Source organism: Pseudomonas sp. KK4 (assembly GCF_001984065.1).
Taxonomy (GTDB): domain Bacteria; phylum Pseudomonadota; class Gammaproteobacteria; order Pseudomonadales; family Pseudomonadaceae; genus Aquipseudomonas.
The window spans coordinates 1-15673 of sequence record NZ_LYVP01000122.1; the positions used below are offsets into that span (position 1 = coordinate 1).

The 15673-nt window shown below is 64.1% G+C and carries 8 protein-coding genes; 5 read left to right on the top strand and 3 right to left on the bottom strand.

Translation table 11 applies throughout. The annotated features are described in order from the left end of the window. Positions 1 to 271 precede the first annotated feature (271 nt). From B0W55_RS25170 to B0W55_RS25180, 3 genes are all read right to left on the bottom strand, one after another. Positions 272 to 1036 carry an alpha/beta fold hydrolase gene (locus B0W55_RS25170; protein WP_077048618.1) on the bottom strand — a complete coding sequence of 255 codons (765 nt, stop codon included), beginning with the start codon at positions 1034 to 1036 and terminating at the stop codon, positions 272 to 274. A gap of 56 nt (positions 1037 to 1092) precedes the next feature. Continuing rightward, positions 1093 to 1452, bottom strand: coding sequence for a response regulator (locus tag B0W55_RS25175; RefSeq protein ID WP_077048619.1), 360 nt, complete (start codon positions 1450 to 1452; stop codon positions 1093 to 1095). A gap of 121 nt (positions 1453 to 1573) precedes the next feature. Continuing rightward, the gene (locus B0W55_RS25180; protein WP_077048620.1) at positions 1574 to 2515 is read right to left on the bottom strand and encodes an AraC family transcriptional regulator; all 942 of its coding nucleotides are present in this window, start codon (positions 2513 to 2515) and stop codon (positions 1574 to 1576) included. Between the two features lie 86 nt (positions 2516 to 2601). On the opposite strand from B0W55_RS25180, the gene B0W55_RS25185 reads away from it, so the two are divergent. The 5 genes from B0W55_RS25185 to B0W55_RS25205 all read left to right on the top strand — a co-directional run bounded on the left by B0W55_RS25185 (position 2602) and on the right by B0W55_RS25205 (position 15571). After that, a complete protein-coding gene (locus B0W55_RS25185) occupies positions 2602 to 3570 on the top strand; it encodes an oxidoreductase (protein WP_077048621.1) in 969 nt (322 codons plus the stop codon). A 284-nt stretch (positions 3571 to 3854) separates the two neighbouring features. Then, positions 3855 to 12482, top strand: coding sequence for a GH36-type glycosyl hydrolase domain-containing protein (locus tag B0W55_RS25190; protein ID WP_077048622.1), 8628 nt, complete (start codon positions 3855 to 3857; stop codon positions 12480 to 12482). Between the two features lie 74 nt (positions 12483 to 12556). Beyond that, complete coding sequence (locus B0W55_RS25195; RefSeq protein WP_077048623.1) at positions 12557 to 13282, top strand: Crp/Fnr family transcriptional regulator; 726 nt, start codon at positions 12557 to 12559, stop codon at positions 13280 to 13282. Positions 13283 to 13398: 116 nt separating this feature from the next. Then, positions 13399 to 13968 carry a GNAT family N-acetyltransferase gene (locus B0W55_RS25200; RefSeq protein WP_077048624.1) on the top strand — a complete coding sequence of 190 codons (570 nt, stop codon included), beginning with the start codon at positions 13399 to 13401 and terminating at the stop codon, positions 13966 to 13968. A 265-nt stretch (positions 13969 to 14233) separates the two neighbouring features. After that, complete coding sequence (locus B0W55_RS25205; RefSeq protein ID WP_077048625.1) at positions 14234 to 15571, top strand: MFS transporter; 1338 nt, start codon at positions 14234 to 14236, stop codon at positions 15569 to 15571. Positions 15572 to 15673 lie beyond the last annotated feature (102 nt).

Sequence of the window (15673 nt, forward strand, 5' to 3'; positions counted from 1 at the left end):
CGTGCTCGCTCCTACAGGGTTGGCGTGGGCCTTGTGGGAGCTAGCCTGCTCGCGATGGTCGTCAACGATGACGCGGGGAGACTGATGGCCCGCGGTGGTCTCAGGTTCATCGCGAGCGTGCTCGCTCCTACAGTGGTGGCGCGGGCCTTTGTGGGAGCGGGCTTGCTCGCGATGGTCGTCAACGATAACGCGGGGGGTCTGATGGCCCGCGGTGGTCTCTGGTTCATCGCGAGCGAGCTCGCTCCTACAGGGTTGGCGCAGGGTCGTCGCTTTATGGCTGGCAGAGGAATGCGCGTATCGCTTCGGCGGTTTGTGTGACGCTGGTGACCACGAAAAAATGCCCCTCGCCGGGCAGGATATGCAATTCGGCATGGCGGATGGTGCGGCGCAGGATGTGTGCGTTGTACAGTCGCACCAAGGTGTCGCGTTCGCCGTTAAGGATCAGTGTGCGCTGGCGCAGCCGGAACAGCCGAAGCAGGCTGGTCCAGCCGACCAAGGCAGTGAGCTGGTGATAATAGGTTCGGGGATTGACCGTGAGCATGCCGTTGGCCACACCAAAGCGCAGCAGCGTCTGTATCGAGTGGTCCGTGCTCTCTTGCCGGCGTGATCTGACGCGTTTGCGCTTGCCAAAAAAATCCAGGATGTCGGTGGGCTTCACCAGCATCGCCGGGCCGGCCGAGGTCGCCGCGAGGATCAGTCGGCGCACCATGTTCGGATACCGCAGGGTGAACTCCTGCGCCAATGCACCCCCCCAGCTCACGCCGAACACATCGACCTCGTCAATGCCCAATTGCGTGAGCATGTCGGCGATCAAGTCGGCATGGCGCGGCAAGCGCATCGGCCAGCGGGGCATTTGCGATTTGCCGACCCCGGGCACGTCCAGGGTAATGGTCGTGTAGTCCATCAGCTCGGCGCGCAAGGGATCGAACGTATGGATCAAACCACCCAGGCCGTTGAGCAACAGCAGCGGTGAGCCCTGCCCCCGGATGGAAACGTGCAACGCCAGGTCGTCAACGATCAATTTGTGCGTTGTCATGAGTTGCGCCCAAGCCGAGCATGATTTGACCTGCGACAGAGACTATCCACACCGCTTCAGTCCGGCAAACGCGACGAGACTGCCTGATGCAACGCATCCAGCGACCAAGGCTTGCGCAGGAAAAAACTGTGGGCAGGCATCACCCCATCGGCCAGGGTCCTGTTGCCTGAAGTAAGGATGACCGGCAAGAGCGGCCAACGCGTCCAGATCAACTGCGCCAGTTGCAGCCCATCCATACTGCCCGGCATGCAGATGTCGGTCATGACCAGCACGATCGAGGTCGCCCCCTCCAACATCGACAACGCGTCATCGGCCGTCGCACAATCAACGACCATTATGTCGAGCAGCGAAATGGCGTCTGCCGTCAACGAACGCAATGTTTCATCATCTTCGACGACAAGCACTGAGGGCGGCATGATCGGCACTCCAAGTCATTGATCGTTAGTGCGGCCTGCAACCGCCAGCGTTTCGGACAACTGACCAGCGGCGCCATCGGCCCATCGATGGCCGATCGCAGTACAAAGGCTCCCTGGGCACTTACTGACTGCTTTCCACGGTCGATGCCATCCCCTCCCGTCGATACTGTCCCGGCGAAGTCCCGTGCACGCGACGAAAGGCCACCCCGAAGGCCGCGTCCGACAAATAGCCGAGGGCTGCCGCTACGGTTGCGACGCTCTCAAAGCCATTGCGCAACCGTGACGCCGCCACCTGCATACGCCAGCGCGTGGCATATTCGACAGGCGCCTGCCCCACTCGTTGCTTGAACAGCGCCGCAAAGCTCGAGCGCGACATGCAGGCGATATCGGCCATGTCTGCCAGCCGCCAGGGCCTGTGCGGTGCGCCATGAATAGCTCGTAGAACCCCGGCGATCGCGGGGTCTCGCAGCCCTCCCAACCAGGCCAGTGCGGCAGCGTCAGCCGTGGTGATGTGATAGCGAAGCGCATGCACGAAGATCAGCCGCAGCAGGTCGTTGCACATCGCATGCGCGCCGGCCTGACCGGACTGCCATTCGCGATCAAGCTCATCGAGCAGCCAGCCGAACGACGATGCGCCTGCGGCCTGGGCATGGATGATCAGCGCAGACGGCAGCACGTCGAGCAACTCCGCAGCGCCGGGTCCGACCAGAGACACGCTGCCGCCCAGCAACTCCACCTCTTCGCCCACACCGAACGTCGCCGAGGCGCCGGCGTGGGAGAACACATGGGCGGCATCCACTGCTTCGACATCGGGTGCGCTGGCCAAAATGAACGGCGTGCGCGAGACCACGAAACAGTCGCCGGCCCGCAGCTGGCGAGCCGGCATGTCCGGCATTCGCAACCAGCATTCACCGCGCCGCACGACGTTGAATTTCAATTCGATGGGCCGAAACCGCAAGGCCCAGGTGCCACCGGCCAACAGGCGTACCGAACAAGCGGCCCGCAGTCCGGACAGCGCCAGCACGTCGGACAAGGGATCGGAAGTAGAATTTTGGATGATCACGATAGAAACCCGGATGTTTCAGACTGGTTCGTCCATGGAGCTTAGAGAACAATTGAGTTCTTAGATAGCCCAGCAGGACATTGCCCATGACGACGCCTCAACAACCCATTCAATCGCCGTTCGATGCCGCCAGCACAGCGGCCCAGGTCATGGCAGGAATCGACCTGACCGGCAAGCTCGCCGTGATTACCGGCGGCTACGCCGGGCTCGGTCTGGTGACCACCCAAAGCCTGATCGCCGCCGGTGCCCGGGTCATCGTACCGGCCAGGGACCCGGCCCGTGCACGTGCAGCCCTTGCCGGGGTTGCGGGGGTGGAGGTCATGGAAATGGACCTCATGCAGCCTGCGTCGATTCACGCCTTCAGCCAACAGGTGCTCAGCAAGGGCCAACCCGTTTCCTTGTTGATCAACTGCGCCGGCGTCATGGCTTCGCCGTTGATGCGCGACGCGGATGGCCATGAAAGCCAGTTCGCCACCAACCACCTCGGCCACTATCGGCTGACCTGCGGGCTATGGCCTGCGCTCGTTGCAGCGGGCAATGCGCGTGTGATCTGCGTGTCATCACGAGGGCACCAGATTGACGGGGTAAACTTCGACGACATCGATTTCCTGCAGCGTCCCTACGATAAATGGGCCGCGTATGGCCAATCCAAGTCCGCCAATGCCCTGTTTGCCACCGCCCTGGACAAACGCGGACGCGACCACGGTGTGCGCGCCTTTTCATTGCACCCCGGTCAGATCCTCACCGACCTCAGCCGGCATCTGAGCCAAGAGGAAATCGCCGCATTCGACGTGCTGGACGAACAAGGCCAGCAACGGCTGAACCCCGAAACCGGCCTCAAGACTGTGGACCAGGGCGCCGCCACCATCCTGTGGTGCGCCACCAGCCCTGCGCTGACCGGCCTGGGTGGCGTGTATTGCGAGGACTGCAACATGGCCATGCTCAATGAGTCGCAGATGGGTCGCAAAGGCGTGGCGAGATGGGCGGTAGACCCCGAAATGGCCGAGCGGCTCTGGGCCGTGTCGGAACAATGGACGGGGATGACAGCCGGGTAATCGATGGCCGCACCTTGTGGGAGCCAGCCTGCTGGCGATGGGGGTGAACGATGACGCGGGGAGCCTGGTGCCCCGCGGTAGGCTCGGGTTCATCGCGAGCGAGCTCGCTCCTACCGGCGCCGTGCAGGTCCTTTGTGGGTACCACCGGCTATGTTCGCTACCGAACAGACGCCCACCCTCCAATCTCTTCACACTCAAGGCCGCAAAGCTACGTCCACTACGGCGCTGCTCACACCGCTCAAAACGCGCGCCACGTGTGACGTGCGTTTCAGGTTCAGGACCTTATGAACAGCATATGGACACGCATACCCGCGATGCTTTCGCGCTGGTCAGGCTTTTGGCGCACCGGGCAGTTTTCTCCTCCCCGATTCCAATACGAGCCGATCCTGCGCTCGGAGTTGTTCAGTGCCGATCAGATGGCCAGCCACGGCATCGCCCTGGCCGGGCAACATCGTCTGAGCGCCCTGTCGGCGCGGGATTCGATGCTGCGCCGGCTCGACGATAACGAACAATTGCTCAAGCGCAGCTGCACGGCGCTGGCCAACGCACAACTGTCCAGTCGCCGAGTCACGCCGGCGGCGGAATGGCTGCTGGACAATTACTTTCTGGTCGAAGACCACATCCGCACCGCCCGCAGCCACCTGCCCAAAGGCTACAGCCGTGAGCTGCCGCGCCTGATCAACGGCCCGTCCGCCGGCTTGCCACGGGTGTATGACATTGCCCTGGAGACCATTTCCCACGGCGATGGTCGGGTCGATGAGCAAAGCCTCAAGCGCTTCATTTTTTCCTATCAGACCGTGATGCCGCTGGCCCTGGGCGAGCTGTGGGCGATCCCGATCATGTTGCGCCTGGCGCTGATCGAAAACCTGCGCCGCGTCGCCTCGCGGGTCATGGCCAACGCCGACGATCGCAACCTGGCCAATGACTGGGCCGAGCGCCTGATAGAAACCTCGGACAGGGACATCAAGAGCGTAGTACTGACGGTCGCCGACATGGCGCGCTCCGCCCCGCCGATGACCGCCGCCTTCGTCGCCGAGATCACCCGCCGCCTGCAGGGGCAAAGCGCGGCGCTGGCCATGCCGCTGACCTGGATAGAGCAGATGCTCGGCGAGACGGGCTCGAGCATCGAGCGTCAGGTGCAACTCGATGCCCAGCAGCAGGCCGCCGATCAGGTGTCCATCAGCAACAGCATCGGCAGCCTGCGCCTGTTGTCCGCCACGGACTGGCGCGAGTTCGTCGAATCGATGAGTCACGTCGAAGAGATGCTTGCCGAAGACCCGGCGGCGATTTACCGGACCATGGATTTCAGCACCCGCGACAGCTACCGGCACGTCATCGAGCGCCTGGCCCGCAGTTGCCCCCAGCACTCGGAAATCCAGGTCGCCCGGGCCGCGATCAATCTGGCCGCCGCCGGCACGGACTCGGTGTCCTGCCCGGTGCTGGCCCGCCACGTCGGTTATTACCTGATCAGCGCAGGGCTGCCGATCCTGGAGCGACGCCTTGCCGCCCGGGTGCCCGTTCATGTGCGCTGGAAACGCCTGTTGCAGCAGTCGCCACTGATGTTCTACCTGGCGCCGGTGGCGTTCCTGACGCTGATCTTCGCCGCGCCACTGCTGGCGTCGGCACACCGCGACGCAATGCCCGCCGCGGCGCTGGTGCTGCTGGCGATTCCCTGCCTGATCATGACCAGCCGACTGGCGATCGGCCTGATCAACTGGCTGGTGACCTTCAGCATGGTGCCGGCCGTGCTGCCGAAAATGGACTACGCCAACGGCATTCCCGATGAAGCGCGCAGCCTGGTGGTGATCCCGACGCTGATCGCCAGCCTGGGCGATGTCGAAGAATTGGTGGAAGGCCTGGAGGTGCGCTTTCTGGCCAACCGCGACAGCAACCTGTACTTCGCCCTGCTCAGCGACTTTCTCGATGCCAATGAACAGACCCAGCCGCAGGACGCCGAGCTGCTGACCCAGGCTACCCGCGCCATTATCCTGCTCAACCAGAAATACGCCGACGGCCTCAGCGACCGCTTTTTCCTGCTGCATCGGCCGCGACGCTGGAACCCGAGCGAACGGGTGTGGATGGGCCACGAACGCAAGCGCGGCAAGCTGATCGAGCTCAACAGTCTGTTGCGTGGCCAGGGGCTGGACCGGTTCGAAGCCATCGTCGGCGACATCACGCCGTTGCGCGCCGTGCGCTATGTGATCACCCTGGACACCGACACCCTGCTGCCCCGCGACGTCGCCCGCCAATGCGTGGCGGCGATGATGCACCCGCTCAATCGCCCGCTGTTCGACAGCGCCGGCGAGCAGATCCTCTCCGGCTACGCGGTGCTGCAACCACGGGTGGGGATCAGCCTGACCAGCGCCACCCGCTCGATCTACGCCCGGGTGTTCGGCAGCGACGCCGGGGTCGATCCCTACACCCGCGCGGTATCCGACGTTTACCAGGACCTGTTCCAGCAAGGCTCGTTCATCGGCAAGGGCATCTACGACGTGGACGCCTTCACCTGTGCCCTGGAAGGTTGCCTGCCCGACAACCAGATCCTCAGCCACGACCTGATCGAAGGCTGCTATGCACGCTCGGGCCTGCTCAGCGATGTGCAACTCTACGAGCAATACCCCTCGCGCTTCGCGGCCGATATCAAGCGCCGCCATCGCTGGGTGCGCGGCGACTGGCAACTGCTGCCGTGGCTGCTGCCCTGGGCGCGCAACGCCGACGGCGTGCGGGTGCGCAACCGCCTGAGCGTCATGGCCCGCTGGAAGATCCTCGACAATCTGCGCCGCAGCCTGGAACCGCTGGCGCTGTTGCTGATGTTCGCCTGGGGCTGGTTGGCCAGCAGCAACCCTCTGGCCTGGACCCTGACGGTCATCGGTCTGATGGTGATTCAACCCCTGTTGCGCTCGGTCACCGATGTGCTGCAGCCCCCCGCCGATGTGCCCTACGGCCAATACCTCAAGGCGCTGCTGGCAGACCTGGGACAGGACCTGGCCCGGGCCTGCCTGACCCTCGCCTGGCTGCCCTACGAGATGTTCTACAACGCCGATGCCGTGCTGCGCTCGCTGTGGCGAATCGGTTTCAGTCGGCGCCTGCTGTTGCAATGGCAGCCCTCGCGGGAAGTGGAACGCAACACCGAAAACCGCTTGTCCGGGCTCTATCGGCAGATGTGGACGCAACCGACGGCGGCGCTGTTTTGCGTGGCGCTGCTGGCGGATGATCCGCAGACACTGGCCATCGCCAGTCCGCTGTTGCTGGCCTGGCTGGCTGGCCCATGGATCGCCTGGCGCCTGAGCGCGCCACCGCGGCTATCGGTGTTTGCGCCCTCTGAAGGGGAGCTGCGCTTTCTGCGCATGCTGACACGCAAGACCTGGGCATTCTTCGATCAATACGTCGGGCCCGACGATCATTGGCTGCCACCGGACAACGTCCAGGAAGAGCCCCGGGCCGCGATCGCCCATCGCACCTCGCCAACCAACATGGGCATGGCCCTGCTCGCCCACCTGGCCGCTCACGATTTCGGTTACCTGAGCACCGATCGGCTGTTGTCGCGACTGGCCGCGTCGCTGAACAGCATGGACGGCCTGGAGCGCTATCGGCAGCATTTCTACAACTGGTACGACACCCAGACCCTGGAGCCGCTGCGCCCGCATTACGTGTCGACCGTCGACAGCGGCAACCTGGCGGGCCTGCTGCTGACCCTGAGCACCGGCCTTGGGCAACTGGCAGACGCGCCAATGTTCGGCCCCCGCGTGTTCGAGGGCCTGCGCGACACCCTGGATGTGCTGGCCGATGCCCGAAGCGCTGCGGGTGCGGATGACGCGGCGCTGGATCAACTGCAACGACAGCTCTCGCAGGCCGCTAGCGCCGATACATTGGCCAACCTGCTGCAGACCGCCAACGACCTGCCAGCGGAAACCGACGAAGAAAGTCGCTACTGGCGCGATCGGGTTATCCGTCAATGCCAGGACTGGACCGAAGAACTGCAGTGCTATCGACTCCCTGCCCCACGGATGATCAGCGAATCGGCGCCCCACACCTTGCGTCAGCTGGCCGCCCTCGACCCCGTCGATTGGTCAGTCGAACACCACCCGCGAATCGAGCAAGTGCGCAGCATCGCCGCCGAACGCCTGCAGAGCCTTGAGCGATTGCAATCGCTGGCGACGTCCCTGGCGCAAATGGACTTCTCACTGCTCTACGACACCCAGCGCGACCTGTTCGTCATCGGCTACAACGCCGAGGAACTCAGGCTCGACAGCGGTTATTACGACCTGCTGGCGTCCGAGGTGCGCTTGACCAATTTCGTCACCATCGCCCAGGGCCAGATCCCCCAACGCGGCTGGTTCACCCTTGGCAGGCTGCTGGGGGAAAACGCCGGCGTGCCGACCCTGCTGTCCTGGTCGGGTTCGATGTTCGAATACCTGATGCCGATGCTGGTGATGCCCAACTACGAGGGCAGCCTGCTGGACCAGACCTGCCGCGCCGCGGTGGCGGTGCAGATCGAACACGGCAACCGGCTGGGGATTCCCTGGGGCGTTTCCGAGTCGGGTTATTACACGGTCGATGCGCACCTCAACTATCAATACCGCGCCTTCGGCGTGCAGGCGCTGGGGCTCAAGCGTGGGTTGAGCGATGACGTGGTGATCGCGCCCTACGCCAGCGCCCTGGCGCTGATGGTGGATGCCGATGCCGCCTGCAAGAACCTGCAACGCCTGGCGCAACAAGGCTCCGCCGGGCGCTTCGGCCTGTATGAAGCGGTGGACTACACCGAGGCGCGACTGCCCCGGGGCCAGTCCAGCGCCGTGGTCCAGTCGTTCATGGCGCACCACCAGGGCATGAGCCTGCTGGCCCTGACCAGCCGCCTGCTCGATCAACCCATGCAACGGCGCTTCGAAGCCAACCCGGCGCTGCAATCGGCGCTGCTGCTGTTGCAGGAACGCGTACCCAAATCCGCCGCGCCGTACCTGCAAACCGCGCAGTCGCCCGTGCTCGGCGATGGCGGCCTGGGCCAGGACGCCGGGCTGCGGGTGTTCGCCGATCCCGGTCGCAAACGCCCGGCGGTGCAACTGCTGTCCAACGGTCGCTACCACGTGATGCTGACCAGCGGTGGCGGTGGCTACAGCCGTCGCCATGACATGGCCGTGACCCGTTGGCAGGAAGACATCTCCCAGGACAACTGGGGCATGTTCTGTTACCTGCGGGATGTGCAGACCAACGCTGTGTGGTCGGCGGCGCATCAACCGACCTTGCAGCAACCGGAGAGCCACGAGGCGATTTTCAGCGATTCGCGCGCCGAGTTCCGCGCGCGCAACCTGGATTTCGACACGCACCTGGAGATTGTCGTCTCGCCGGAAGACGACATCGAACTGCGCCGCCTGCATGTCACCAATCGTGCCTCGGTGACCAAGACCCTGGAGATCACCACCTACGCCGAAGTGGTGCTGACCACCCCGAGCAACGACGCGATGCACCCGGCGTTCAGCAAGCTGTTCGTGCAGACCGAACTGCTGCCCGAGCTCCAGGCCATCGTGTGCAGTCGCCGCCCCCGGGCCAGCGACGAGCCGACGCCGTGGATGTGCCATTTGCTGGCGGCCCACGGCGTGGACCTCGACGGGATTTCCTACGAAACCGATCGCGCCCGTTTCATCGGTCGCGGACGCAGCCTGGTGTCACCCGCAGCCCTGGATGACGATTGCCAGCGCCTGTCCGGCACTGCCGGCCCGGTGCTCGACCCGGTGGTGGCGATCCGTTGCCGGATCACCCTGCAACCGGGCCAGCAGGCGACCATCGACCTGGTCACCGGCGTCGCCGACAGCCGTGACGACTGCCTGTACCTGATCAACAAATACCGCGACCGCCACCTCGCCGACCGGGTGTTCGACCTGTCCTGGACTCACAGCCAAGTGCTGTTGCGCCAGCTCAACGCTTCGCTGGCCGACGCCCGCCTGTTCGAACAGATGGCCTCGTCCCTGCTGTATGCCAACGCTTCGATGCGCGCCGATCAGGCCGTGCTGATTGCCAATCGGCGCAACCAGCCCGGCCTGTGGGGCCAGGCGATCTCCGGCGATCTGCCTATTGTTTTGCTGCAGATCCACACCCTGGACAACATCGAGCTGGTGCAGCAGTTGATTCAGGCCCACGCCTATTGGCGGCAAAAAGGCCTGGTGGTCGACCTGTTGATCTGGAACGAGGATCAGGCCGGTTATCGCCAGCAACTGCAGGACGCGATCATGGGCCTGATCACCTCCGGCAGCGAGGCGACACTGCTGGACCGTCCGGGGGGCATTTTCGTGCGGCCGGCGCAGCAGATGTCCAACGAAGATCGGGTGCTGGTGCTGTCGGTGGCCCGCCTGGTGCTCTGCGAAGGCCTGGGCAGCCTGGCCGAGCAAATCCATCGCCGCCGGGTTTCGCCGGTGCATGCGCCGTTCGTGGCGAGCCGGCGTTATCAGCTCGCGCCGACCGCGATGCCACCCAAACCTTCCGCGCTGTTGCTTGCCAATGATTACGGCGGCTTCAGCGCCGATGGCGCGGAGTACATCATCAGCGGCCAAGCGAGTGCAACGACACCCGCCCCCTGGGTCAACGTGATCGCCAACGCACACCTCGGCACTGTGGTCTCGGAGGCCGGCAGTGCCTACACCTGGGCGGAAAACGCCCATGAGTTTCGCCTGACGCCGTGGCACAACGACCCGGTCACCGATCGCAGCGGCGAGGCCATTTACCTGCGCGATGAAGAGACCGGGCACTTCTGGTCGCCGACGCCACAGCCCTGCCCGGGCCAAGGCCCGTACCGCACCCGCCACGGCTTCGGCTACAGCGTGTTCGAGCATGAAGAGGATGGCATCTACAGCGAGCTGTGGATTTACGTGGCGCTGGACGAGCCGGTGAAATTTTCGCGGTTGCTGCTGACCAACCGCTCGGGGCGGGCCCGCTCGCTGTCGGTCACCGGGTATGTGGAATGGGTGCTGGGGGACCTGCGCAGCAAGTCGGCGATGCATGTGGTGACTCAGTCGGACCCGGTCAGCGGCGCCCTCTTCGCCCGCAACGCCTACTCGGTGGAGTTTTCCGAGCGGGTGGCGTTCTTCGATACCGACACGGTGGATCACGGCGTCAGCGGCGACCGCACCGAGTTCGTTGGCCGCAGCGGCACCCTGGCCTCACCGGCAGCGATGCGGCATGCCGGGTTGTCCGGGCGACTGGGCGCTGGCCTGGACCCTTGTGCCGCCCTGCAAGTCTCGGTGGCGCTCGTCGACGGTCAAAGCAAGGAAGTCATCCTGCGCCTGGGCGCGGCAAGCTCCAGCAATGACGCCACTCAACGGGTGCAGCGTTTGCGGGGCAGCCTGGCGGCGGCAGCTCAATTGCAGAAAGTCCGCGACCACTGGCGTTCGTTGCTGGGCGCCGTGCGGGTCGAGACCGGCGCGCCGGCGGTGGACGTGATGGTCAACGGCTGGTTGATGTATCAGGTCATCGCCTGCCGCTTCCAGGCCCGCAGTGGCTACTACCAATCCGGTGGCGCCATTGGTTTTCGCGATCAGTTGCAGGACAGCATGGCGATGATCCATGCCGATCCCGCCGCCGCCCGCGCGCATCTGTTGCTGTGCGCCGGCCATCAATATGCCGAAGGCGACGTGCAGCACTGGTGGCATCCGCCGATGAACCGCGGGGTACGCACCGCCTGCTCCGATGACTTTCTGTGGCTGGTGGCGGCCACCAACCGCTATATCGAAATCACGGCCGACGTGACGGTTCTGGATGAGTCGATCGGCTACCTGGAAGGCCGGCAACTGGCGGCTGGTGAAGAGTCCTACTACGACCTGCCGGGGGTATCACCCCTGCAGGAGTCGCTGTATCAGCACTGCGTACGGGCCATCGAACACAGCTTGCGGCGGGGCCAGCATGGCTTGCCGCTGATGGGCGCCGGCGACTGGAACGACGGCATGAACCGCGTCGGCCAACGGGGTGCCGGTGAAAGTGTCTGGCTGGGCTTTTTCAGCTATCAGGTGCTGGAGCAGTTCGCCGTGATCGCGGGCCTGCACGGTGACCCGGCATTTGCCAGGCGCTGCAGCGACAGCGCGGCGACCCTGCAACGCAACCTCGAGCAGAGTGCCTGGGACGGCGCCTGGTATCGCCGGGCCTGGTTCGACGACGGGCAATTGCTCGGCTCGGCCAGTAACGAAGAGTGCCGGATCGATTCGATCGCCCAGAGCTGGTCGGTGCTGTCCGGGGCGGGTTCGCCGCTGCGGCAGGTCCAGGCGATGCAGTCGCTGGATGAGCACCTGGTCAAGCGCGACATCCGCGCGGTGCTGCTGCTCGATCCACCGTTCGACAAGGGCAGCCTGGACCCGGGCTATATCAAAGGTTATGTGCCCGGGGTGCGCGAGAATGGCGGCCAGTACACTCACGCCGCGGTTTGGGCGGGCATGGCGTTGGCGCAACTGGGGGAAGCCGACAAGGCCTGGGAATTGCTGAACCTGATCAACCCCGCCGACCCGGGCAACAATGCCCGTATCGAGACTTACAAGGTCGAGCCCTACGTCATGGCCGCCGACGTCTACGGCGCCGCACCCCACGCCGGGCGCGGTGGCTGGACCTGGTACACCGGGTCTGCCGGCTGGATGTATCGCTTGATCGTCGAGTCGTTGCTGGGGGTTGAGCGCAGCGGCCGAACGCTGAGCATCGAACCGCTGATTCCCCTCGACTGGCCAGGCTTCAAGCTGCATTACCGTTTCGGCAGCACGCTGTACCACTTCGATGTGCGTCAGGGCAGTTCGGCGCTCACCAGCATGACCCTCGACGGCAAGCCACTGAGCCTGCTGACCCTTGAAGACGACGGTCTGGAGCGTTGGGTGCGGGTCGATTGTCGCGCCCGTTCACCCCGCCCCTTGGCGGTGGAATTTGCGCGGGCCGTCGATGAATAGACAGGGGTCACATGGGCGGGCACGGATGGGAGTACCCTGAACCGGTACTCCCCTTATCGCCACGGTGCCCTTTCATGCCTGCCATACCCCAGCCCAGCCACAATCACCTGCTTGCGGCGTTGCCGGCCGATGACCTCAAGCGCCTCGCGCCGCACCTGGAGCAGGTCAGCCTGGGGCTGGGGGATGTGCTGTATGAACCGGGCGACACCCTGCGCCACGTCTACTTCCCCACCGACGCTATCGTTTCCCTGCTGCACGTCACGGAAAACGGCTCGTCGGCGGAAATCGCCGTGGTCGGCAACGAGGGGCTTATCGGCATCGCACTGTTCATGGGCGGTGAAAGCACCTCCAGCCGCGCGGTGGTGCAGAGTGCCGGGGTTGCCTTTCGCCTGCCGGGGCAAAAGCTCAAGAAAGAGTTCAACCGCCACGGCGACCTGCTGCTGTTGATGCTGCGCTACACCCAGGCGCTGATCACCCAGATGTCCCAGACCGCCCTGTGCAACCGCCATCACTCGATCGATCAGCAACTGTGTCGCTGGCTCCTGCTGTCTCTGGACCGCCTGCACGGCAATCGCCTGAACATGACCCAGGAACTGATCGCCAACATGCTCGGCGTGCGCCGCGAAGGCGTCACCGAAGCGGCGGGCAAACTGCAGCGCCAGGGCGTGATCGAGTACAGCCGTGGGCAGATCACCGTCCTCGACAGAGCGCGCCTGGAACGGCTGAGCTGCGAGTGTTATCTGGTGGTCAAGACCGAGACCGATCGGTTGTTGCATTACACCCGACGGCAGGATGAGTGAGAGGGCCTTTACGACCGGCTGTCCCTTAAACCTGTCAGCCAGCGGATAAGCCTGCCGCCTGTGGTGCCAAAGCCTAGGATGACTGAGCAGTCCCTTGATTGAACGGAGTTTCGCCCATGGCTTATGACGCAAGCATCAATAAACGCTTCACGGATGAAACCGATGGACTGACGGGCGACTTCTGGGTGCAGTCCCTGAGCGATGGCACACCCATCCTGATTCGAGAATTGGCCGAAACCGATCGAGACAAGGACCTGACGTTTTTCAACGAGATCAGCATCGGCAAACCGCACTTTCGCTTTCTCGCCTCGTTCAGCCAACTGGACGACACCCATGACCAGCTCATGGACATCGACCTGCCCAATCGCATGGCCTACATCGCGTTGGCCCACGAGGGCAGCGAGCTCAACGAGATCGGCACGGCGCGGTACGGGGCCTTCGAGGGCGATGCGCATTGCGAATTCGCGGTGGCGGTGTGTGAGCGCTGGCAACGACGGGGTGTCGCCACGGCACTGCTGCAGCACTTGATGGACACGGCGACCCGCCAGGGTTTTCGCAAGATTTCGTCGATGGATTCGTCCGGCAATGAGGCGATGCATGAGCTGGCTATGAGCATGGGGTTTACCAGCAGGAACGATGAGGAGCATGGGCCGCAGATTTTCCATGAGTACATCCTGGCGCCGTGATCTTTCCGGCAACGCCTACTCACCTGTGGCGAGGGAGCTTGTTCCCGTTGGGGCGCGTAGCGGCCCCTTATCCTGTAACAGCAGGGGACTGCTGCGCAGTCCAACGGGAGCAAGCTCCCTCGCCACAAGTGCAATGTTCGTCCTTAAGTGAACATCGCCTCGCCATAACGTCGGTACTGACTATGCCGATGACACTTTTGAAGTCGGTCGCCTCAGTGGCTGCCCCGATAATCGTAAGCTTACTCACGAATTGTCGAGGTCCAGCATGACGAGTGCAACGATGGAAAGGGTCAGACCGCAAACCCTAAGGAAAGTGATAGTCGCTGCCGGCATCGGTAACTTTGTCGAGTGGTTCGATTTTGCCGTGTACGGCTTTCTGGCCACGACCATTGCCCAACAGTTTTTCCCCAGCGGCGATGCCAGTGCCGCCTTGCTCAAGACCTTCGCGGTGTTCGCCGTGGCCTTTGCCTTCCGCCCCCTGGGCGGGATTTTCTTTGGCATGCTGGGCGACCGTATCGGCCGCAAGCGCACCCTGGCGATGACGATCCTGCTGATGGCCGGGGCAACCACTCTGATCGGTTTGCTGCCGACCTATGCCGCGATCGGGGTGGCGGCGCCAATCCTGCTGTCGCTGATCCGATGCGCACAGGGCTTTTCCGCCGGCGGTGAGTATGCCGGCGCCTGCGCCTACCTGATGGAGCATGCGCCGAATGACAAGCGCGCCTGGTATGGCAGTTTCATTCCGGTGTCGACCTTCGCCGCTTTCGGCTCGGCTGCCGTGGTGGCCTATGCACTGGAAGCGTCGCTTTCGGCCGAGGCCATGGGCAGCTGGGGCTGGCGCCTGCCGTTCCTGATCGCCGCGCCGTTGGGCCTGGTGGGCCTGTACCTGCGCTGGAAGCTGGACGAGACGCCGGCGTTCCAGGCCGTGACCCAGGAAAAAGCCGTCGCCCATTCCCCGCTCAAGGAAACCTTACGCAACCACGCGGCGGCGATGTGCTGCCTGGGCGCGTTCGTATCACTCACGGCGCTGTCGTTCTACATGTTCACCACTTACTTCGCGACCTACCTGCAAGTCGCCGGCGGCCTGAGCCGCGCCACCGCGTTGCTGGTGTCACTGATTGCGCTGCTGTTCGCCGCAGCGATCTGCCCGCTGGCCGGGCTGTTTTCGGACCGGGTCGGGCGGCGCAAGACGGTGATGACCGCCTGCGCGCTGTTGATCGTGGTGGTGTATCCGTCGTTCCTGATGGCCAGTTCCGGCTCGTTCGCGGCGTCGATCGTCGGCGTGATGCTGCTGGCGATCGGCGCGGTGTTGTGCAACGTCGTCACCGCCGCCCTGCTCTCGGAAACCTTCCCGACCCGCACCCGCTACACCGCCTCGGCGGTCACCTACAACATGGCCTACACCCTGTTCGGCGGCACCGCACCGCTGATGGCCACCTGGCTGATCACCACCACCGGCAGCAACCTGTCCCCGGCGTTTTACCTGATGGTGGTGGCGTTGCTCGGGTTGGCGGGTGGGTTGGCATTGTCGGAGACGTCCAGGATTTCCCTGCACGATGTGCCCGGCGAGGAGAAAGGTGCGGGGGTGGGGGCGGCTGCCTGATTGAACGCCAAGCGAGGCGGCCTTCGAGCCGACCTGATTTGGGTACGCCTGCTTTTCTGTAGGAGCCGAGCTTGCTCGCGATGGTCGTTAACGATGACGATG

Excerpts from the sequence above, each read along its gene's own strand:
- B0W55_RS25190 (WP_077048622.1), top strand. The coding sequence starts at position 3,855 with ATGAACAGCATATGGACACGCATACCCGCGATGCTTTCGCGCTGGTCA.
- B0W55_RS25185 (WP_077048621.1), top strand. The coding sequence starts at position 2,602 with ATGACGACGCCTCAACAACCCATTCAATCGCCGTTCGATGCCGCCAGC.
- B0W55_RS25170 (WP_077048618.1), bottom strand. The coding sequence starts at position 1,036 with ATGACAACGCACAAATTGATCGTTGACGACCTGGCGTTGCACGTTTCC.
- B0W55_RS25195 (WP_077048623.1), top strand. The coding sequence starts at position 12,557 with ATGCCTGCCATACCCCAGCCCAGCCACAATCACCTGCTTGCGGCGTTG.
- B0W55_RS25175 (WP_077048619.1), bottom strand. The coding sequence starts at position 1,452 with ATGCCGCCCTCAGTGCTTGTCGTCGAAGATGATGAAACATTGCGTTCG.
- B0W55_RS25200 (WP_077048624.1), top strand. The coding sequence starts at position 13,399 with ATGGCTTATGACGCAAGCATCAATAAACGCTTCACGGATGAAACCGAT.
- B0W55_RS25205 (WP_077048625.1), top strand. The coding sequence starts at position 14,234 with ATGACGAGTGCAACGATGGAAAGGGTCAGACCGCAAACCCTAAGGAAA.